The organism is Sphingomonas sp. BLCC-B65 (assembly GCF_028550675.1).
Classification (GTDB): domain Bacteria; phylum Actinomycetota; class Actinomycetes; order Actinomycetales; family Microbacteriaceae; genus Microbacterium.
The window spans coordinates 365,482-380,272 of the sequence record NZ_JAQQGL010000001.1 but is presented as its reverse complement, the minus strand read 5'-3'; the positions used below and the strand labels follow the sequence as shown (position 1 = coordinate 380,272).

The following is a 14,791-nucleotide window of genomic DNA, read 5'->3' as shown; positions in this document are numbered from 1 at the left end:
ACGCCCGTGTCCACTCCCCTCACCGGATCATCGCGCGTCAAGCGCGGCCTCGCCGAGATGCTCAAGGGCGGCGTCATCATGGACGTCGTCACGCCCGACCAGGCGAAGATCGCCGAGGATGCCGGGGCCGTCGCCGTCATGGCCCTCGAGCGCGTGCCCGCCGATATCCGCGCCCAGGGGGGAGTGTCGCGGATGAGCGATCCGGACATGATCGACGGCATCATCGAGGCCGTGTCGATCCCCGTCATGGCGAAGGCCCGCATCGGGCACTTCGTCGAGGCGCAGGTGCTCCAGGAGCTCGGCGTCGACTACATCGACGAGTCCGAGGTGCTCTCACCCGCCGACTACGTGAACCACATCGACAAGTGGAACTTCACGATCCCGTTCGTCTGCGGGGCGACCAACCTCGGCGAGGCGCTGCGGCGCATCACCGAGGGCGCGGCGATGATCCGCTCCAAGGGCGAGGCGGGCACCGGCGATGTGTCGGAGGCCATGAAGCACATCCGCAAGATCCGCGGCGAGATCGCCGCGCTCGGTGCGCTGTCCCGCGATGAGCTGTATGTCGCCGCCAAGGAGCTCCAGGCCCCCTACGAGCTGGTCGCCGAGATCGCCGAGACCGGAACGCTCCCGGTCGTCCTGTTCGTCGCCGGCGGGGTCGCCACACCCGCCGACGCCGCGATGATGATGCAGCTGGGCGCCGACGGCGTGTTCGTCGGCTCCGGCATCTTCAAGAGCGGCGACCCGGCGGCCCGTGCCGCCGCGATCGTGAAGGCGACCACGTTCTTCGACGACCCGAAGGTCATCGCCGACGTCTCGCGCGGCCTCGGCGAGGCCATGGTCGGCATCAACGTCGCCGACCTGCCGGCCCCGCACCGGCTCGCCGAGCGCGGATGGTGACGTCCGGGATGCCGCGCGTCGGGGTCCTCGCCCTCCAGGGAGACGTTCGCGAGCACGTCCGGAGCCTGGAGGCGCTGGGCGCGGAGGCCGTCGCGGTGCGCCGGCCCGCCGAGCTGGCCACCGTCTCCGGCCTGGTCATCCCGGGGGGCGAGTCCAGCGTGATCGACAAGCTGGCGCGCACGTTCGGCCTGCAGCAGCCGATCCGCGCTGCGATCGCCGATGGGATGCCGGTGTACGGCACGTGTGCAGGGCTCATCCTGCTGGCGGACCGCATCGCCGATGGTATCCGTGGACAGGAGAGCGTCGGCGGGCTCGACATCACCGTGCAGCGAAACGCCTTCGGCTCACAGATCGACTCGTTCGAAACGCAGCTCGAGGTCGCCGGATTCGACACCCCCGTGTCGGCGACGTTCATCCGAGCGCCGCGGGTGGTGCAGACCGGACCGGAGGTCGACGTGCTGGCCTCGCTGCCGGACGGCGCGATCGTCGCCGTGCGCCAGGGTGCACTGCTCGGCACCGCCTTTCATCCCGAGATGGCGGGGGAGACGCGGTTCCACCAGCTGTTACTCGACCTCATCGCCGCGCGCGCGAGCTGAGCGGGTGCCGCGATGTCGGTGCGGCGGGCTAGCGTGGCGACATGACCACCTGGGTGGCGCTCCTTCGCGGAGTCAACGTCAACGGCATCACCATCCGCGGCGCCGATCTCGCCGACCTGATGCGCGCGCTCGGCTTCGGCGAGGTGAAGACGATACTGGCCAGCGGCAACGTGCGCTTCACCGCCGACGTCGACGTGTCGGACCGCGCGAAGCTGAAGAAGCGGATCGAAGACGCCCTGCGCGAACGATTCGACTATGACGCCTGGATCGTTCTCGTCACCCTGGCCGAGCTGGACGCGACCGTCTCGACGTTCCCCTTCGACGCCGACGACGACGCCCGCCAGCCCTACGTCGTCTTCTGCAGCGAGATGGCGGTGCGCGACGCGCTGGCGGACGCCGCAGCCTCCTTCGACCCGCGGGAGGATCCGACGCAACCGGGGTTCGGCGTCGTCTACTGGAGCCCGCCGAAGGGGCGCACCCTCGACACCGCATTCGGAAAGCTGCTCGGACGCGCCGAGTACAAGCCGACGACCACGACACGAAACCTCCGCACGCTCGTCAAGATCCTCCGCTGAGAAGCAGCGGTGTCGCCTGAGTAAACTGGAGATCATGTCCGGACACTCCAAATGGGCCACGACCAAGCACAAGAAGGCGGTCATCGACTCCCGCCGCGCGAAGTCGTGGGCGAAGCTCATCAAGAACATCGAAGTCGCCGCCAAGCTCGGCGGCCCGGACCTGCAGGGAAACCCGACCCTGTTCGACGCGGTCCTCAAGGCCAAGAAGACTTCGGTCCCGAAGGACAACATCGACCGCGCCATCAAGCGCGGTGCCGGTATCGGCGGCGAGTCGGTCGAGTACTCGTCCATCATGTACGAGGGATACGGCCCCAACGGCGTCGCCCTCATGATCGAGTGTCTGACCGACAACAAGAACCGCGCCGCCGCCGAGGTGCGCACCGCCCTCAGCCGCAACGGCGGAACCCTCGCCGACCCGGGATCGGTCGCCTACAACTTCTCCCGCAAGGGCGTCATCGTCGTCTCCGAAGACAACGCGAGCGAGGACGACATCATGCTCGCTGCCCTTGAGGCCGGCGCCGAGGAGATCGAGCCGCACGCGCAGGGCTTCGAAGTCATCACCGAGGCATCCGACCTCGTCGCCGTGCGCTCCGCGCTGACCGAGGCCGGCATCGAGTACGAGTCGGCCGACGTCGAGTTCGTGCCGAACCTCAAGGTCGAGATCGACGCCGAAACGGCCCGCAAGATCTTCCGCCTGATCGACGCGCTCGAAGACAGCGACGACGTGCAGAACGTCTTCAGCAACTTCGACTTGAGCGCCGAGGTGCAGGCCGAACTCGAAGACGACGAGTAAGCCGCGCGTCGAATCGCCGCGTCCGGGCCGCGGCGCTTAGCGTGGGGGAGTGGCATCCGCTCTGCGCGTCCTCGGCATCGACCCGGGCCTGACCCGGTGCGGCGTCGGCGTCGTCGACGTGCGCCCCGACCGGTCGGCGGCACTCGTCCACGTGGGCGTGGTCCGCTCGGGCGCCGAGCTTCCCGTCGCCGAACGTCTCGCCCTCATCGCGCGGGGGCTGCGGGAGGTGCTCGCGACACACCGCCCGGACGTGGTCGCCGTCGAGCGGGTGTTCGCCCAGCAGAACCGCAGCACGGTGATGGGCACCGCGCAGGCCAGCGGCATCGCGCTGCTCCTCGCCGCCGAACACGGCCTGCCCGCCGCCACGCACACCCCCTCCGAGGTCAAGGCGGCGATCACCGGCTACGGCTCCGCCGACAAGCGGCAGGTGCAGACGATGGTCGCGCGCGTGCTGCGCCTGGATGCCCTGCCGCAGCCGGCCGACGCCGCCGATGCCCTCGCCATCGCCCTCTGCCACGGGTGGCGCCGCGACGCCTCCGCGGGCAGCGCCGTCTCGGGCACCCTCACCCCGGCCCAACGGGCGTGGGCGGATGCCGAGAAGAAGGCGGCGCGACGCTGACGGCTCCTCGGGCGGCACGCGTGTCGATCGAACAAAAATGCGAACGCATGTCTAGGGTGGTGCCATGATCTCCTCGCTGCGCGGCCGTGTGCTGCATCTGGACGCCGAGTCGGCGATCGTCGAGGTCGGAGGCGTGGGCTTCAGCGTGTCGGTGCCCGCCGCCCTGGCCCGCTCGCTCCACGTCGGCGACGAGACGACGCTGCACACCGCACTCATCGTGCGGGAGGACGCCCTGTCGCTGTTCGGCTTCGCCGACCGCGAAGAACTCACCGTCTTCCATCACTTGCTCAGCGTGTCGGGCGTGGGCCCGAAGTCCGCCCTCGGCGTGCTGTCATCGCTCAGCGTCGATCAGATCGCGCACGCCGTCGCCGACGAGGACGACGCCCCCTTCCGGCGCGTTTCCGGGATCGGCCCCAAGACCGCCAAGCTCATCGTGGTGCAGCTCGCGGGCAAGCTCCACGTGACCGGAGCAGCGAGTCGAGCGGCCGCCGGGCCCGCCTCCGGCGACATCGCCGGTCAGGTCGTCGCTGCGCTCACCGCCCTCGGGTGGAACGAGCGCACCAGCGTCGAGGCGGTGACGCTGGTGCTGGATGCCGCGACCGACGCCGATAGCCGGTCGGTGCCGGTGCTGTTGAAGCTCGCCCTCGCCCAGCTGGGGCCCGCCCGTCCGGAGCGCGCCGGTGTCTGAGCCGCACGATCCCGCCCTGGCGCAAGACGAGACCGAGCTCGCTGTCGAGGGCGCGCTGCGACCGGCATCCCTCGCCGAGTTCGTCGGCCAGCAGAAGGTGCGCGGACAGCTCCAGCTGCTGCTCGATGCGGCGCGCATCCAACAGCGTCCGCCGGATCACATCCTGCTGTCCGGGCCGCCCGGGCTCGGAAAGACGACTCTCGCGATGATCGTGGCGCACGAGAGCGAGCGCCCCCTGCGTCTGTCGAGCGGACCGGCCATCCAGCATGCGGGCGATCTCGCCGCGCTGCTGTCGAGCCTGGTGCCCGGTGAGGTGCTCTTCATCGACGAGATCCACCGGATGGCGCGTTCCGCAGAGGAGATGCTGTATCTCGCCATGGAGGATTTCCGCATCGACATCATGGTGGGAAAGGGAGCCGGAGCCACCAGCATCCCGCTCGATCTGGCGCCGTTCACCCTCGTGGGCGCGACCACCAGGTCGGGTCTGCTGCCCAACCCGCTGCGCGATCGCTTCGGATTCACCGCTCACCTGGAGTATTACGAACCCGACGAGCTGGAACAGGTGATCTCGCGCTCGGCAACCGTGCTCGGCGTCGATCTGCCCCGCACGGCCCGCGCCGAGATCGCCCGACGCTCCCGCGGCACACCCCGCATCGCGAACCGCCTCCTGCGGCGGGTGCGCGACTACGTCATCGTGCACGGATCCCGTGCATCGTCGGCGACGGATGCGCACGTCGCGGCTGCGTTGGAGCTCTACGACGTCGACGCGATCGGACTTGATCGCCTCGACCGCGCGGTGCTGGACGCCGTCGTCCGTCGTTTCCGCGGGGGACCGGTCGGTCTCAGCACGCTCGCGGTGACGGTCGGCGAGGAAGCTGAGACGATCGAATCGGTCGTCGAGCCCTATCTCGTGCGCATCGGCTTTCTCGGGCGCACGCCGCGGGGACGGGTGGCCACGCCCGAGGCCTACGCGCACCTGCGCGTGCCCAGGCCGGACGGGGCGCTCAGATTCGATGACCTATAATCACTGAAGGCTTCCTGCCGCCCTCTTCAGCGTCGATCCGGCGCACTCCCGAAAGGTGTATCCGCATGGATTGGATTCTGCTCGTCGCGATGGTGGCGCTGCTCGGCTTCATGTTCTGGAGCTCCCGCAAGCGCGCCGCCAAGATGAAGGCGGAGCAGGAAGCCAAGGCGCGAGCGATGCTCCCCGGCGTCAAGGTCCTGCTGCAGGGCGGCCTGTACGGCGTGCTCGTCTCCTACGACGGTGAGGACCTGTCGAAGGCGGCGACCGTCGAGCTCGCGCCGGGCGTCGCGGTCGAGGTCCACAGCCAGGCCATCCTGCGCGTCGTCGACGAGGAAGACGGCACCGTCACCGAGGACGAGTTCATCGAAGCCGAGGCCGACCAGGCCGAGTACGAGGGCGACGTCGCGAACGGCATCATCTCGTCGGTGAGCGACGACCGCGCCGCCGCGGCCGGCGAGCAGAAGGCCGAGCCCGGCGACGCCAAGCCGCACGCCTGACCTCGCTCCACGTTTTCGAAGAAAGCTGACCCTCCGTGGCCACACCCACCCCGGTGCGCCGTGCCTGGCGCGCACTGACCGGACTCCTCGTCATCACGGCACTGCTGTTCGGAGTGAATGCCCTCGGCGTCTACGTCTTCGGCAAGAGCTCCTGGACGCCTGGGCTCGCGCTCGACCTGCAGGGCGGCACCCAGATCATCCTCGAGGCGAAGACGCCCGACGGCGCCGCACCGACGACCGACCAGATGAACCAGGCCGCGGCCATCATCCGTCAGCGCGTCGATGCGTCGGGTGTCGGCGAAGCCGACATCACGACCCAGGCCGGCAACCAGATCGTGGTTCAGATCCCGGGGCAGGCCGATGAGGAGACGCGCAAGCGCATCGAGTCATCCGCACAGATGCAGCTGCGAGCCGTGCTCGCCACGACAGCGGCGAGCACGTCGTTCGTCGGCCAGGACGGCAACTCCACGCCGTACCCGACGCCCGACCCGTCTCTGGCCGCCACACCCACGGCGTCGCCCACCAACGGCAGCGACCTCAGCTGGATCACCCCCGCGCTGCAAGCGAAGTTCCTCGCCTACGACTGCACCAACAAGGACAACGACCCGGCGAACAGCCCCGCAGATCAGCCGCTGATCGCGTGCGACCCGACGGGCACGGCAAAGTACCTTCTCGGTCCCGTCGAGCTCGACGGCTCGTCCATCAGCGATGCCACGAGCGGCATGAACACTCAGAACGGTCAGTGGGTCGTCAACATCGTGTTCGACGATCAGGGCACAAAGATCTTCGGCGAGGTCAGCCAGCGGCTCTACGCGTTCACCCAGGCGGGCAAGACCCCGCAGAACCAGTTCGCCTTCGTTCTGGACGGAGCGGTCATCTCGGCGCCGTCCATGAACGGTGTGATCCTCGACGGCAAGCCGCAGATCAGCGGCTCCTTCAACCAGGAGAGCGCCAAGACGCTGGCCGACCAGCTCAAGTACGGCGCCCTGCCGCTCAGCTTCGGCATCGTGAGCGACAACGCCATCTCGGCGACGCTGGGCTCACAGCAGCTGCAGATCGGCCTGATCGCCGGCCTGATCGGTCTGGCGCTCGTGGCGCTGTACTCGCTGATCGTGTACCGCGCGCTCGGTTTCGTCATCATCGCCTCTCTCGGCGTGATGGGTGTGCTCACCTACATCACACTGTGCATCCTGGCCTGGCGCATGGGCTTCCGCCTGTCGCTGGCCGGCGTCGCAGGTCTGATCGTCACGATCGGTTTCACCGCCGACTCGTTCATCGTGTACTTCGAGCGCATCCGCGATGAGCTGCGTGACGGCAAGTCGATCACGGGCGCCGTCGAAGACGGCTGGGGCCGAGCGAAGCGCACGATCTACATCTCGAAGTCGATCAACATCCTCGCGGCCGTCGTGCTGTACATCCTGGCGGACGCGACCGTGAAGGGATTCGCCTTCACCCTGGGTCTTACGACCTTGATCGACATCCTGATCTTCATCCTGTTCACCCATCCGGTTCTCCAACTGCTGGCGCGTACCCGCTTCTTCGGCGGAGGACACCCGCTCTCCGGGCTCGATCCCGATGCGCTCGGTGCCGTCTATCGAGGGCGCGCGCAATTCCGCACCCCAGTCCTGGACGGAGCGAAGGGCTCCGCTGCTCGACGTACGGGCCGTTCACGCGGTGAGGCGGAGCGCCGCCAGACGATCGCGGAGCGCAAGCAAGCGGAACTGGCCGCCAAGAACACCGGCAGACCGAACTCGGCGACGGAGGGAGACGACTGATGCGCTCTATGAACGAGTTCGGAAACGACCTCTACACGGGCAAGACCTCCTTCCCCTTCGTCGGACGTCGCCGACTGTGGTTCATCATCGCCGCAGCCCTGGTCATCGCGGCCGCCCTCGTGCCGCTGTTTCGGCCGATCCAGTTCTCGATCGAGTTCACCGGCGGGTCGCAGTTCACCGTGAACCAGGTCGCGAATCCCGATCAGACCGCCGCCACGGCGGCCGTGCAGTCCGTGGTTCCCGGTGCGACGACGAAGGTCACGACCATCGGTTCGGACGCGCTTCGCATCCAGACCGACCAGATGACCAACACGGAGACCCAGGCCGTCACCACCGCCTTGGCGCAGAAGTTCGCCGTGCAGGAGTCCGACGTCAGCTCGTCCTTCATCGGACCGAGCTGGGGTCAGGATGTCACCCGCCAGTCGCTGTGGGGGCTCGCGATCTTCCTCGCGCTCACGTTCGTGATCCTCGCCATCTACTTCCGCACCTGGAAGATGTCGGTCGCGGCGATCATCGGACTGATCGATGTTCTGGTCGTCACGGTCGGCGTCTACGCCCTCTTCGGCTTCGAGATCTCGCCCGCAGCCGTCATCGGCTTCCTCACGATCCTGTCGTACTCGCTGTACGACACGACGGTCGTCTTCGACAAGATCCGCGAGAATACCCGCGAAGACGGCGAGAAGTCGGGGCGCACTTTCGGCGAGTCGGTCAACCTCGCGGTGAACCAGACGCTGATCCGATCGATCAACACGACGGTGGTCGCCGCGCTTCCGACGGGAGCGATCCTGTTCATCGGAGCGCTGTGGCTCGGCGCGCAGACGCTGACCGACATCTCCCTGTCGATCTTCGTCGGAACGATCGTCGCCGCATACTCGACGCTGTTCGTCGCGGCGCCGCTGTACTCGCTGCTGCGTGAGAACGAGTCGGACCTCAAGGCGCGCGATGCGCGCGTTCTCGCTGCACGCGAGCGCGCCCGCGTCGACGCATGAGCAGGGCACGGTCCGGCCGGGCGTAGGATTGACGGATCATTCAAGGCGGAGGTGAGCGGATGGCCGAGACGGTTCCCACGTCTGCCGGAAACGTCGCGCCCCCGCCCAGTTCCACTCTGCGCCGCCTGGTGCCTCGCATCTTCTCGCGTGCGCCGTCACGCAACGGCGTCGAACAGCTGATCCGCACGGTCCGCACGCACCACCCGAAGGGTGACGTCGCGATCATCGAGCGCGCCTATCAGGTGGCGGCTCGGGCGCATGCCAGCCAGAAGCGGCAGAGCGGCGAGCCCTACATCACCCACCCGCTGGCCGTCGCGCAGATCCTCGCCGATCTCGGCCTCGGTCCGCGCGCCATCGCCGCCGCCCTCCTGCATGACACCGTCGAAGACACCGACTACCGTCTCGACGAGCTGACGGCGGATTTCGGCGACGAGGTCGCCATGCTCGTCGACGGCGTCACCAAGCTCGACAAGGTCAAGTACGGAGACGCCGCGCAGGCGGAGACCGTCCGCAAGATGATCGTCGCGATGTCCAAGGACATCCGGGTGCTGATCATCAAGCTGGCCGACCGGCTGCACAATGCACGCACCTGGGGCTTCGTGCCGCCGGAGAAGGCGGCGAAGAAGGCGACCGAGACGCTCGAGATCTACGCGCCGCTGGCTCACCGGCTCGGCATCCAGGCGGTCAAGAGCGAGCTAGAGGATCTGTCCTTCGCCGTCCTGCACCCGAAGCTGTACGCCGAGATCGACAGCCTCGTGAAGCAGCGCACGCCTCAGCGCGAAGAGTACGTCCACAAGGTGATCGAGGCCGTCGAGGCCGACCTGCGTGACCTCCGCATCCGGGGGCGCGTCATGGGCCGGCCCAAGCAGCTGTACTCGGTCTACCAGAAGATGGTCGTGCGCGGCCGCGAGTTCGACGACATCTACGACCTCATCGGCATCCGCGTGCTCGTCGGGACCGTGCGCGACTGCTATGCCGTGCTGGGCTCGATCCATGCGCGGTGGACGCCGATTCCGGGTCGCTTCAAGGATTACATCGCCACCCCGAAGTTCAACCTCTACCAATCGCTGCACACGACCGTGATCGGCCCCGGCGGACGCACTGTCGAGATCCAGATCCGCACCAACGAGATGCACCAGCAGGCGGAGTACGGCGTCGCCGCGCACTGGAAGTACAAGGAGCGGATGGCGGGCGGGAAGTCCGACACGAAGGCCGTCGACACCGACATGGCCTGGATCGCGCACATCTCCGACTGGCAGGCGGAGACGGCCGATCCGGGGGAGTTCCTCGACTCGCTGCGCTTCGAGATCGGCGCGAAGGAGGTCTACGTCTTCACCCCGAAGGGGAGGGTCATCGGTCTTCCCGCGGGGGGCACACCGGTGGACTTCGCGTATGCGGTGCACACCGAAGTCGGTCACCGCACGATGGGCGCGAAGGTCAACGGTCGACTCGTGCCGCTGGAGTCGGAGCTGCATTCCGGCGATGTCGTCGAGGTCTTCACGTCGAAGAACCCGGATGCCGGGCCGAGCCAGGACTGGCTGAGCTTCGTCAAGAGCACGCGGGCGCGCAACAAGATCCGCGGATGGTTCACGAAGGAGCGCCGCGAAGAAGCGGTGGAGCAGGGTAAGGACGCCATCGCGCGGGCCATGCGCCGGCAGAACCTGCCGCTGCAGCGACTGATGAACCAGGACTCGTTCACCGAGGTCGCCCATCAGCTGCGCTACGAGGACGTCACGGCTCTGTACGCCGCCGTCGGCGAGGGGCACGTATCGACGCAGTCGGTGATCGAGAAGGTCACAGCGCTGGTCAGCTCTGAGGAGGACACCTCCACGGGCCCGATCGAGATCCCGCACATCGGACGCTCGAAGGCGCCCCGCGGCGGCGACTCTGGTGTCCTGGTGCGCGGCGCCCCCGACATCCTGGTCAAGCTCGCCAAGTGCTGCACGCCGGTGCCGGGCGACGACATCGTCGGGTTCGTCACGCGGGGCAGCGGCGTGTCGGTGCACCGCGCGGACTGTACGAACGTCCGGTCGCTGCAGGATGATCCGGACCGCATGATCGACGTGGCCTGGGCGCCGACGACCAAGAGCGTGTTCCTGGTTCACATCCAGGTCGAGGCACTCGATCGCTCCGGGCTGCTGAGCGACATCACGCGAGTGCTGAGCGAGCACCACGTCAACATCCTCTCGGCGTCGGTGCAGACCACCAACGACCGCCTCGCGCTCAGCCGCTACGTGTTCGAGATGGGCGACATCGTGCATCTCGACCGGGTACTCAACGCCGTCCGCCGCATCGACGCCGTGTACGACGTCTACCGGGTGACCTCTTCCTGAGCGCACGTGCGCAGCACGGCGATGGCCGCGCGCTTGTGGTGCAGCGGTGGGCCGTCGGCCAGGACCTGCGCGGCCGTCGAGGCAAGACCCGGAGACCAGCGGAGAACAGCGGCGATCTCCGCCGCCGTGTCGACGCCGCCGCACTGATCCCGCACGAGATCAGCGAGCGTCCGGGCCGGTGTGGTCACGGCGACACCCGAGATCGCCATCACGTCCTCGCCGCGCAGCGCGACGTCGCGATAGACCAGTCGGTTGTCGACCACGGAATGGATCCGCCGCGCTGAGAACCGCTGGACGTCATGGCGCACCGGCGGCTCCGCCAGCGCACCGTGCACCCAGGCCGCCGATCGTCGCGTCAGCGCGAGCGCTGCCGACATCAGCGGACGCAGCGATCCCGCGCGCAGTTCCCGTGTCTCCACGGCATCCGTCGGCATGTAGGCCTCGCCGACCTCGACGAGGTCGCCGTCCAATCGAGCCGCGCTCAGCTCAGCCGTCGACAGCCGATCTCCGGCGAAGTAGAGGAAGGGCCAGCCCATGAGGGCAGTCTCCCCGTCGCGCGCGGTGCGCGGACGGGGAGACGGCGATCTGTGGACAGATTCGGACGGGGCCCGGCCGGGGAGGACGTGTCCTCAGCCGCCGAGGGCCTTCAGCCAGCCCTTGCGTGCCTCGAGCGCCTCGGTGGCCTTCGCGATGGCTCCCGCATTCTTCGACGCCTTGGCCTTCTCCAGGTCGGCTTCCAGGCCGGCGATGGCATCACGCAGCTGCTGCGTCATGTCGTTCTGACGGGCCTTGGTCTCGGGGTTGTTGCTCTTCCAGTCGGCATCCTCACGCGCCTTGACGCCCTGCTCGATCTTGCGCAGCTCGTCGTCGAGCCCACGCTCGGCTTCGCGCGGGAAGATACGACCGATCTCGTCCCAGCGACGCTGAATGCCGGTCAGCAGCGTCCGGGCCTTCACCAGGTCCTTCTCCTGCGGCACGGCTGCAGCCTCAGCGAGCAGCGCGCGCTTTGCCTCGATCTTCTCTCGCGACGCCTCGGCATCCGCCTGCTCACGGTCGCTACGTGCGGCGTACAGCGCATCGCCGGCCGCCTTGAAGCGTGCCCACAGCGCGTCGTCGGCCTTCTTACCGGCGCGACCCGCGCTCTTCCACTCGTCCAGCAGCGTGCGGTAGGCGCCGATGCCGTCCTCGCCCTTGCTGGCGAGCGCCTCGGCGCGCTCGACGAGGCGTGCCTTCGCGTCGCGAGCGGCGCGGTGCTGTTCGTCCATGCCCGAGTAGAACTCGCGGCGGTGCTTGTCGAGTGTGGCGCGCGCATCGCGGAAACGCTTCCACAGCTGCTGACCCGTGCTCTTAGGCAGACGCGGCCCGGTGGCCTGGTGGGCCTGCCACTGTGCGAACAGCTCGCCGATCTCGGCGGTCGTCTGCTTCCACTGGATCGACTTGGGGTCGCGGGCGGCCAGGGCTTCGATCCGCTCGACGAGCGCCGTCCGCTCTGCGATGGCGGCGTCGATCGCCTCGCGCTGGGCCTGGGCTTCTTCCGCCGACGCCTCGCTGAGGGCGGCATCCAGCGCGCTCAGCCGCGCCTCCAGTGCGGCGAGGTCGCCCACGGCGGCGGCACCGACGACGCGCTCACGCACGGTCGCCAGCGTCGTGCGCAGGTCCGATGCCGATGCCCCACCGTTGCGGTGACGAACCTCGAGCAAAGTGACCTCACCGGCGAGATCGACGTACTTGCGCTCGAAATACGCGAGAGCCTCGGCGGGCGTGCCATCGGGGTACTGACCCACGACACGCCAGTCGTCGCCCTCGCGGACCGAGACGGTACCGTCGTCGTCCACGCGACCGAACGAATCGGGCGCAGACGCCGGAAGCGGGGCGACCGCGGCGCGTCGCGCGGGCGGGCGGGGAACCGGCATCGCCCGAGGCGCCGGAGTCGGAGCCGGCGCGGCCGGAGCCGGCGCGGCGTCCGCAGCCGTCGCCTCGTCGACGAGGGGCGCGGCCTCTTCGGCGGCAACGGTGGCGGTGTCCTCGACAGGGACCTGTTCGGCAGGCTCGTGGTCGGGCTGGGAAGGGGAGACGTCAGTCACGGATAGCACCTCGTCGCGGCGCACGCCGCATGGGGGTTCGGTCGGCATAAGCCTATACGGGCACGCCCGTCATCCGCGGAGCGCCCACCCCGGACGCTCGCCGAGGGCCAGGACGGTCAGGGAGCGGTCGTCGGCGTCGGGGTCGGGGCGGGGATCTCGGATGAGCCGGGCAGCTCGACCGGAGTGGGAGCGGGTGTGCCGGCGTCTGTCGGTGCGGGTGTGGGAGCGCCCGGACCCGCCGTGTAGTACGCGACCTGCCCGCCGACCACCGCGAGGATGAGGAGTCCTCCGGCGACGCCGGCGATGACGTTGTCGCGGCGCCGGCGCGCGATGAGGCTCGCGTGGAACTCCTGGCGTGCCCGATAGACGCGTGCGCGTTCTTTCTCGTCGCGCGATTGCTTCTTGCCCGCCGCAGCCACCCGGACCTCCTTCGTCGTCGCGCACCACGACCGCGGTCATCCGGGCCGCGCGGCGCTCTGGGAAGACTACGTCCCGGCGAGCGCTGTCGACAAACGCGGTCGACCCCGACGTCGGCGGGCACGGATAGCCTGGTTCGGTGGCATCGGCATCCGCTCTCTTCCAGGGTCAGACCCCGCTGGCCGTGCGGATGCGACCGACCTCGCTGGAGGAGGTGGCCGGTCAGGGGCATCTGCTGCGACCCGGATCTCCCTTGGTCGCCCTCGCCGACCCTGCGGGCGCCGCGAAGACGGCCGTCTCGGTGATCCTGTGGGGGCCGCCCGGCACCGGCAAGACGACGCTCGCGCAGGCGATCGCGCGCACGTCCGGACGTCGGTTCGTGGAGCTCTCGGCGGTCACCGCCGGGGTGAAGGACGTGCGCGAGGTGATGCAGGAGGCGATGACCCAGCGCGACCTGTACGGCATCTCGACGATCCTCTTCCTCGACGAGATTCACCGCTTCACCAAGGCGCAGCAGGACGCGCTGCTGCCGGGTGTGGAGAACGGCTGGGTGATCCTGATCGCGGCGACCACCGAGAATCCGTCCTTCTCGGTCATCTCTCCCTTGCTCTCGCGCTCGCTGCTGCTGACGCTCAAGCCGCTCACCGACGACGACCTCGGCCTGCTGCTCGATCGCGCGGTGTCCGACGCGCGCGGCTTGGACGGCGCCGTGGTGCTGGATGCCGAGGCGCGCACGGCGCTCGTTCAGCTGGCCTCCGGCGACGCACGCCGCGCGCTCACCTCGCTCGAAGCGGCGGCAGCGATGGTCGCCGACGCCGATCCAGACGGCGACGAACGCCCGGCCGTGACAGCGGCCCACGTGGCCCAGGCCGTCGATCGTGCACTGCTGCGCTACGACCGCCAAGGGGACGAACACTACGACGTCATCAGCGCGTTCATCAAGTCGATCCGCGGCTCCGACGTCGATGCTGCCATGCACTATCTGGCGCGGATGATCGAGGCGGGGGAGGATCCGCGCTTCATCGCCCGGCGTCTGGTGATCTCGGCATCCGAAGACGTCGGCCTCGCCGATCCGCAGGCGCTCGTCATCGCGGTCGCCGCCGCCGATGCGGTCGCCTTCATCGGCATGCCGGAGGGCCGGATCCCGCTGGCGGAGGCGACCGCCTACCTCGCGACGACCGCCAAGTCGAACGCGGCCTACCTCGCGATCGACAAGGCGATCGCCGACGTACGCGCCGGCGGCTTCGGACGTGTGCCCACTCACCTCCGCGACGCGCACTACCCGGGCGCGAAGCGGCTCGGTCACGGCAAGGGCTACGTCTACCCCCACGATCTCGAGGTGGGCGTCGCCACGCAGCAGTACCTGCCGGACGAGCTGCGGGGCCGCCACTACTACGAGCCGACCGGACGCGGACTCGAACGCGACATCGCGGCGCGCGTCGAAAAGATCCGCAAGATCCTGGGCGACTGAGCGCGTCCGAGGGCGCCGATGAGGGCGCGCCGC

15 protein-coding genes are annotated in these 14,791 nt (G+C 68.8%); 12 read left to right on the top strand and 3 right to left on the bottom strand.

All coding sequences use genetic code 11. The features are described 5' to 3' along the window. Nucleotides 1-6: 6 nt before the first annotated feature. The 11 genes from pdxS to PP359_RS01830 all read left to right on the top strand — a co-directional run bounded on the left by pdxS (nucleotide 7) and on the right by PP359_RS01830 (nucleotide 10,786). Complete coding sequence (pdxS, locus tag PP359_RS01880) at nucleotides 7-897, top strand: pyridoxal 5'-phosphate synthase lyase subunit PdxS (RefSeq protein ID WP_499249788.1); 891 nt, start codon at nucleotides 7-9, stop codon at nucleotides 895-897. A gap of 8 nt (nucleotides 898-905) precedes the next feature. Continuing rightward, nucleotides 906-1,493, top strand: coding sequence for a pyridoxal 5'-phosphate synthase glutaminase subunit PdxT (gene pdxT, locus PP359_RS01875; RefSeq protein ID WP_499249787.1), 588 nt, complete (start codon nucleotides 906-908; stop codon nucleotides 1,491-1,493). 41 nt (nucleotides 1,494-1,534) lie between these two features. Beyond that, nucleotides 1,535-2,068 carry a DUF1697 domain-containing protein gene (locus PP359_RS01870; protein WP_112931534.1) on the top strand — a complete coding sequence of 178 codons (534 nt, stop codon included), beginning with the start codon at nucleotides 1,535-1,537 and terminating at the stop codon, nucleotides 2,066-2,068. Nucleotides 2,069-2,102: 34 nt separating this feature from the next. Then, entirely contained in the window at nucleotides 2,103-2,861 is a 759-nt protein-coding gene (locus PP359_RS01865; RefSeq protein WP_036315793.1) for a YebC/PmpR family DNA-binding transcriptional regulator, read from the top strand. A 49-nt stretch (nucleotides 2,862-2,910) separates the two neighbouring features. Beyond that, a complete protein-coding gene (ruvC, locus tag PP359_RS01860) occupies nucleotides 2,911-3,480 on the top strand; it encodes a crossover junction endodeoxyribonuclease RuvC (RefSeq protein WP_112931535.1) in 570 nt (189 codons plus the stop codon). Nucleotides 3,481-3,544: 64 nt separating this feature from the next. Beyond that, nucleotides 3,545-4,168: a Holliday junction branch migration protein RuvA gene (ruvA, locus tag PP359_RS01855; RefSeq protein ID WP_112931536.1), complete on the top strand. Its 624-nt coding sequence runs from the start codon at nucleotides 3,545-3,547 to the stop codon at nucleotides 4,166-4,168. Then, on the top strand, nucleotides 4,161-5,192 hold the full coding sequence (ruvB, locus tag PP359_RS01850; RefSeq protein WP_039415983.1) for a Holliday junction branch migration DNA helicase RuvB: 1,032 nt from the start codon (nucleotides 4,161-4,163) through the stop codon (nucleotides 5,190-5,192). The genes ruvA and ruvB overlap by 8 nt, the downstream gene beginning before the upstream one ends. A 65-nt stretch (nucleotides 5,193-5,257) precedes the next feature. Further along, on the top strand, nucleotides 5,258-5,689 hold the full coding sequence (locus PP359_RS01845) for a preprotein translocase subunit YajC (RefSeq protein WP_036314691.1): 432 nt from the start codon (nucleotides 5,258-5,260) through the stop codon (nucleotides 5,687-5,689). A gap of 35 nt (nucleotides 5,690-5,724) precedes the next feature. Further along, entirely contained in the window at nucleotides 5,725-7,464 is a 1,740-nt protein-coding gene (gene secD, locus PP359_RS01840; RefSeq protein ID WP_499249786.1) for a protein translocase subunit SecD, read from the top strand. A gap of 8 nt (nucleotides 7,465-7,472) precedes the next feature. Continuing rightward, the gene (gene secF, locus PP359_RS01835) at nucleotides 7,473-8,453 is read left to right on the top strand and encodes a protein translocase subunit SecF (RefSeq protein WP_499249785.1); all 981 of its coding nucleotides are present in this window, start codon (nucleotides 7,473-7,475) and stop codon (nucleotides 8,451-8,453) included. Nucleotides 8,454-8,512: 59 nt separating this feature from the next. Beyond that, nucleotides 8,513-10,786 carry a RelA/SpoT family protein gene (locus PP359_RS01830; protein ID WP_036315117.1) on the top strand — a complete coding sequence of 758 codons (2,274 nt, stop codon included), beginning with the start codon at nucleotides 8,513-8,515 and terminating at the stop codon, nucleotides 10,784-10,786. Here the strand turns inward: PP359_RS01830 and PP359_RS01825 are convergent. The 3 genes from PP359_RS01825 to PP359_RS01815 form a co-directional block, all read right to left on the bottom strand. Then, complete coding sequence (locus PP359_RS01825) at nucleotides 10,765-11,322, bottom strand: type IV toxin-antitoxin system AbiEi family antitoxin (RefSeq protein WP_036315114.1); 558 nt, start codon at nucleotides 11,320-11,322, stop codon at nucleotides 10,765-10,767. The genes PP359_RS01830 and PP359_RS01825 overlap by 22 nt on opposite strands. 93 nt (nucleotides 11,323-11,415) lie before the next feature. After that, nucleotides 11,416-12,870, bottom strand: a complete 1,455-nt coding sequence (locus PP359_RS01820; RefSeq protein WP_112932877.1) for a DUF349 domain-containing protein — start codon at nucleotides 12,868-12,870, stop codon at nucleotides 11,416-11,418. Between the two features lie 116 nt (nucleotides 12,871-12,986). Then, nucleotides 12,987-13,289 (bottom strand): hypothetical protein, encoded by a 303-nt coding sequence (locus PP359_RS01815; protein ID WP_036315111.1) that lies wholly within the window; start codon nucleotides 13,287-13,289, stop codon nucleotides 12,987-12,989. Nucleotides 13,290-13,426: 137 nt separating this feature from the next. Between PP359_RS01815 and PP359_RS01810 the strand changes: the two genes are divergently transcribed. Then, nucleotides 13,427-14,758: a replication-associated recombination protein A gene (locus PP359_RS01810; protein ID WP_239498592.1), complete on the top strand. Its 1,332-nt coding sequence runs from the start codon at nucleotides 13,427-13,429 to the stop codon at nucleotides 14,756-14,758. Nucleotides 14,759-14,791 lie beyond the last annotated feature (33 nt).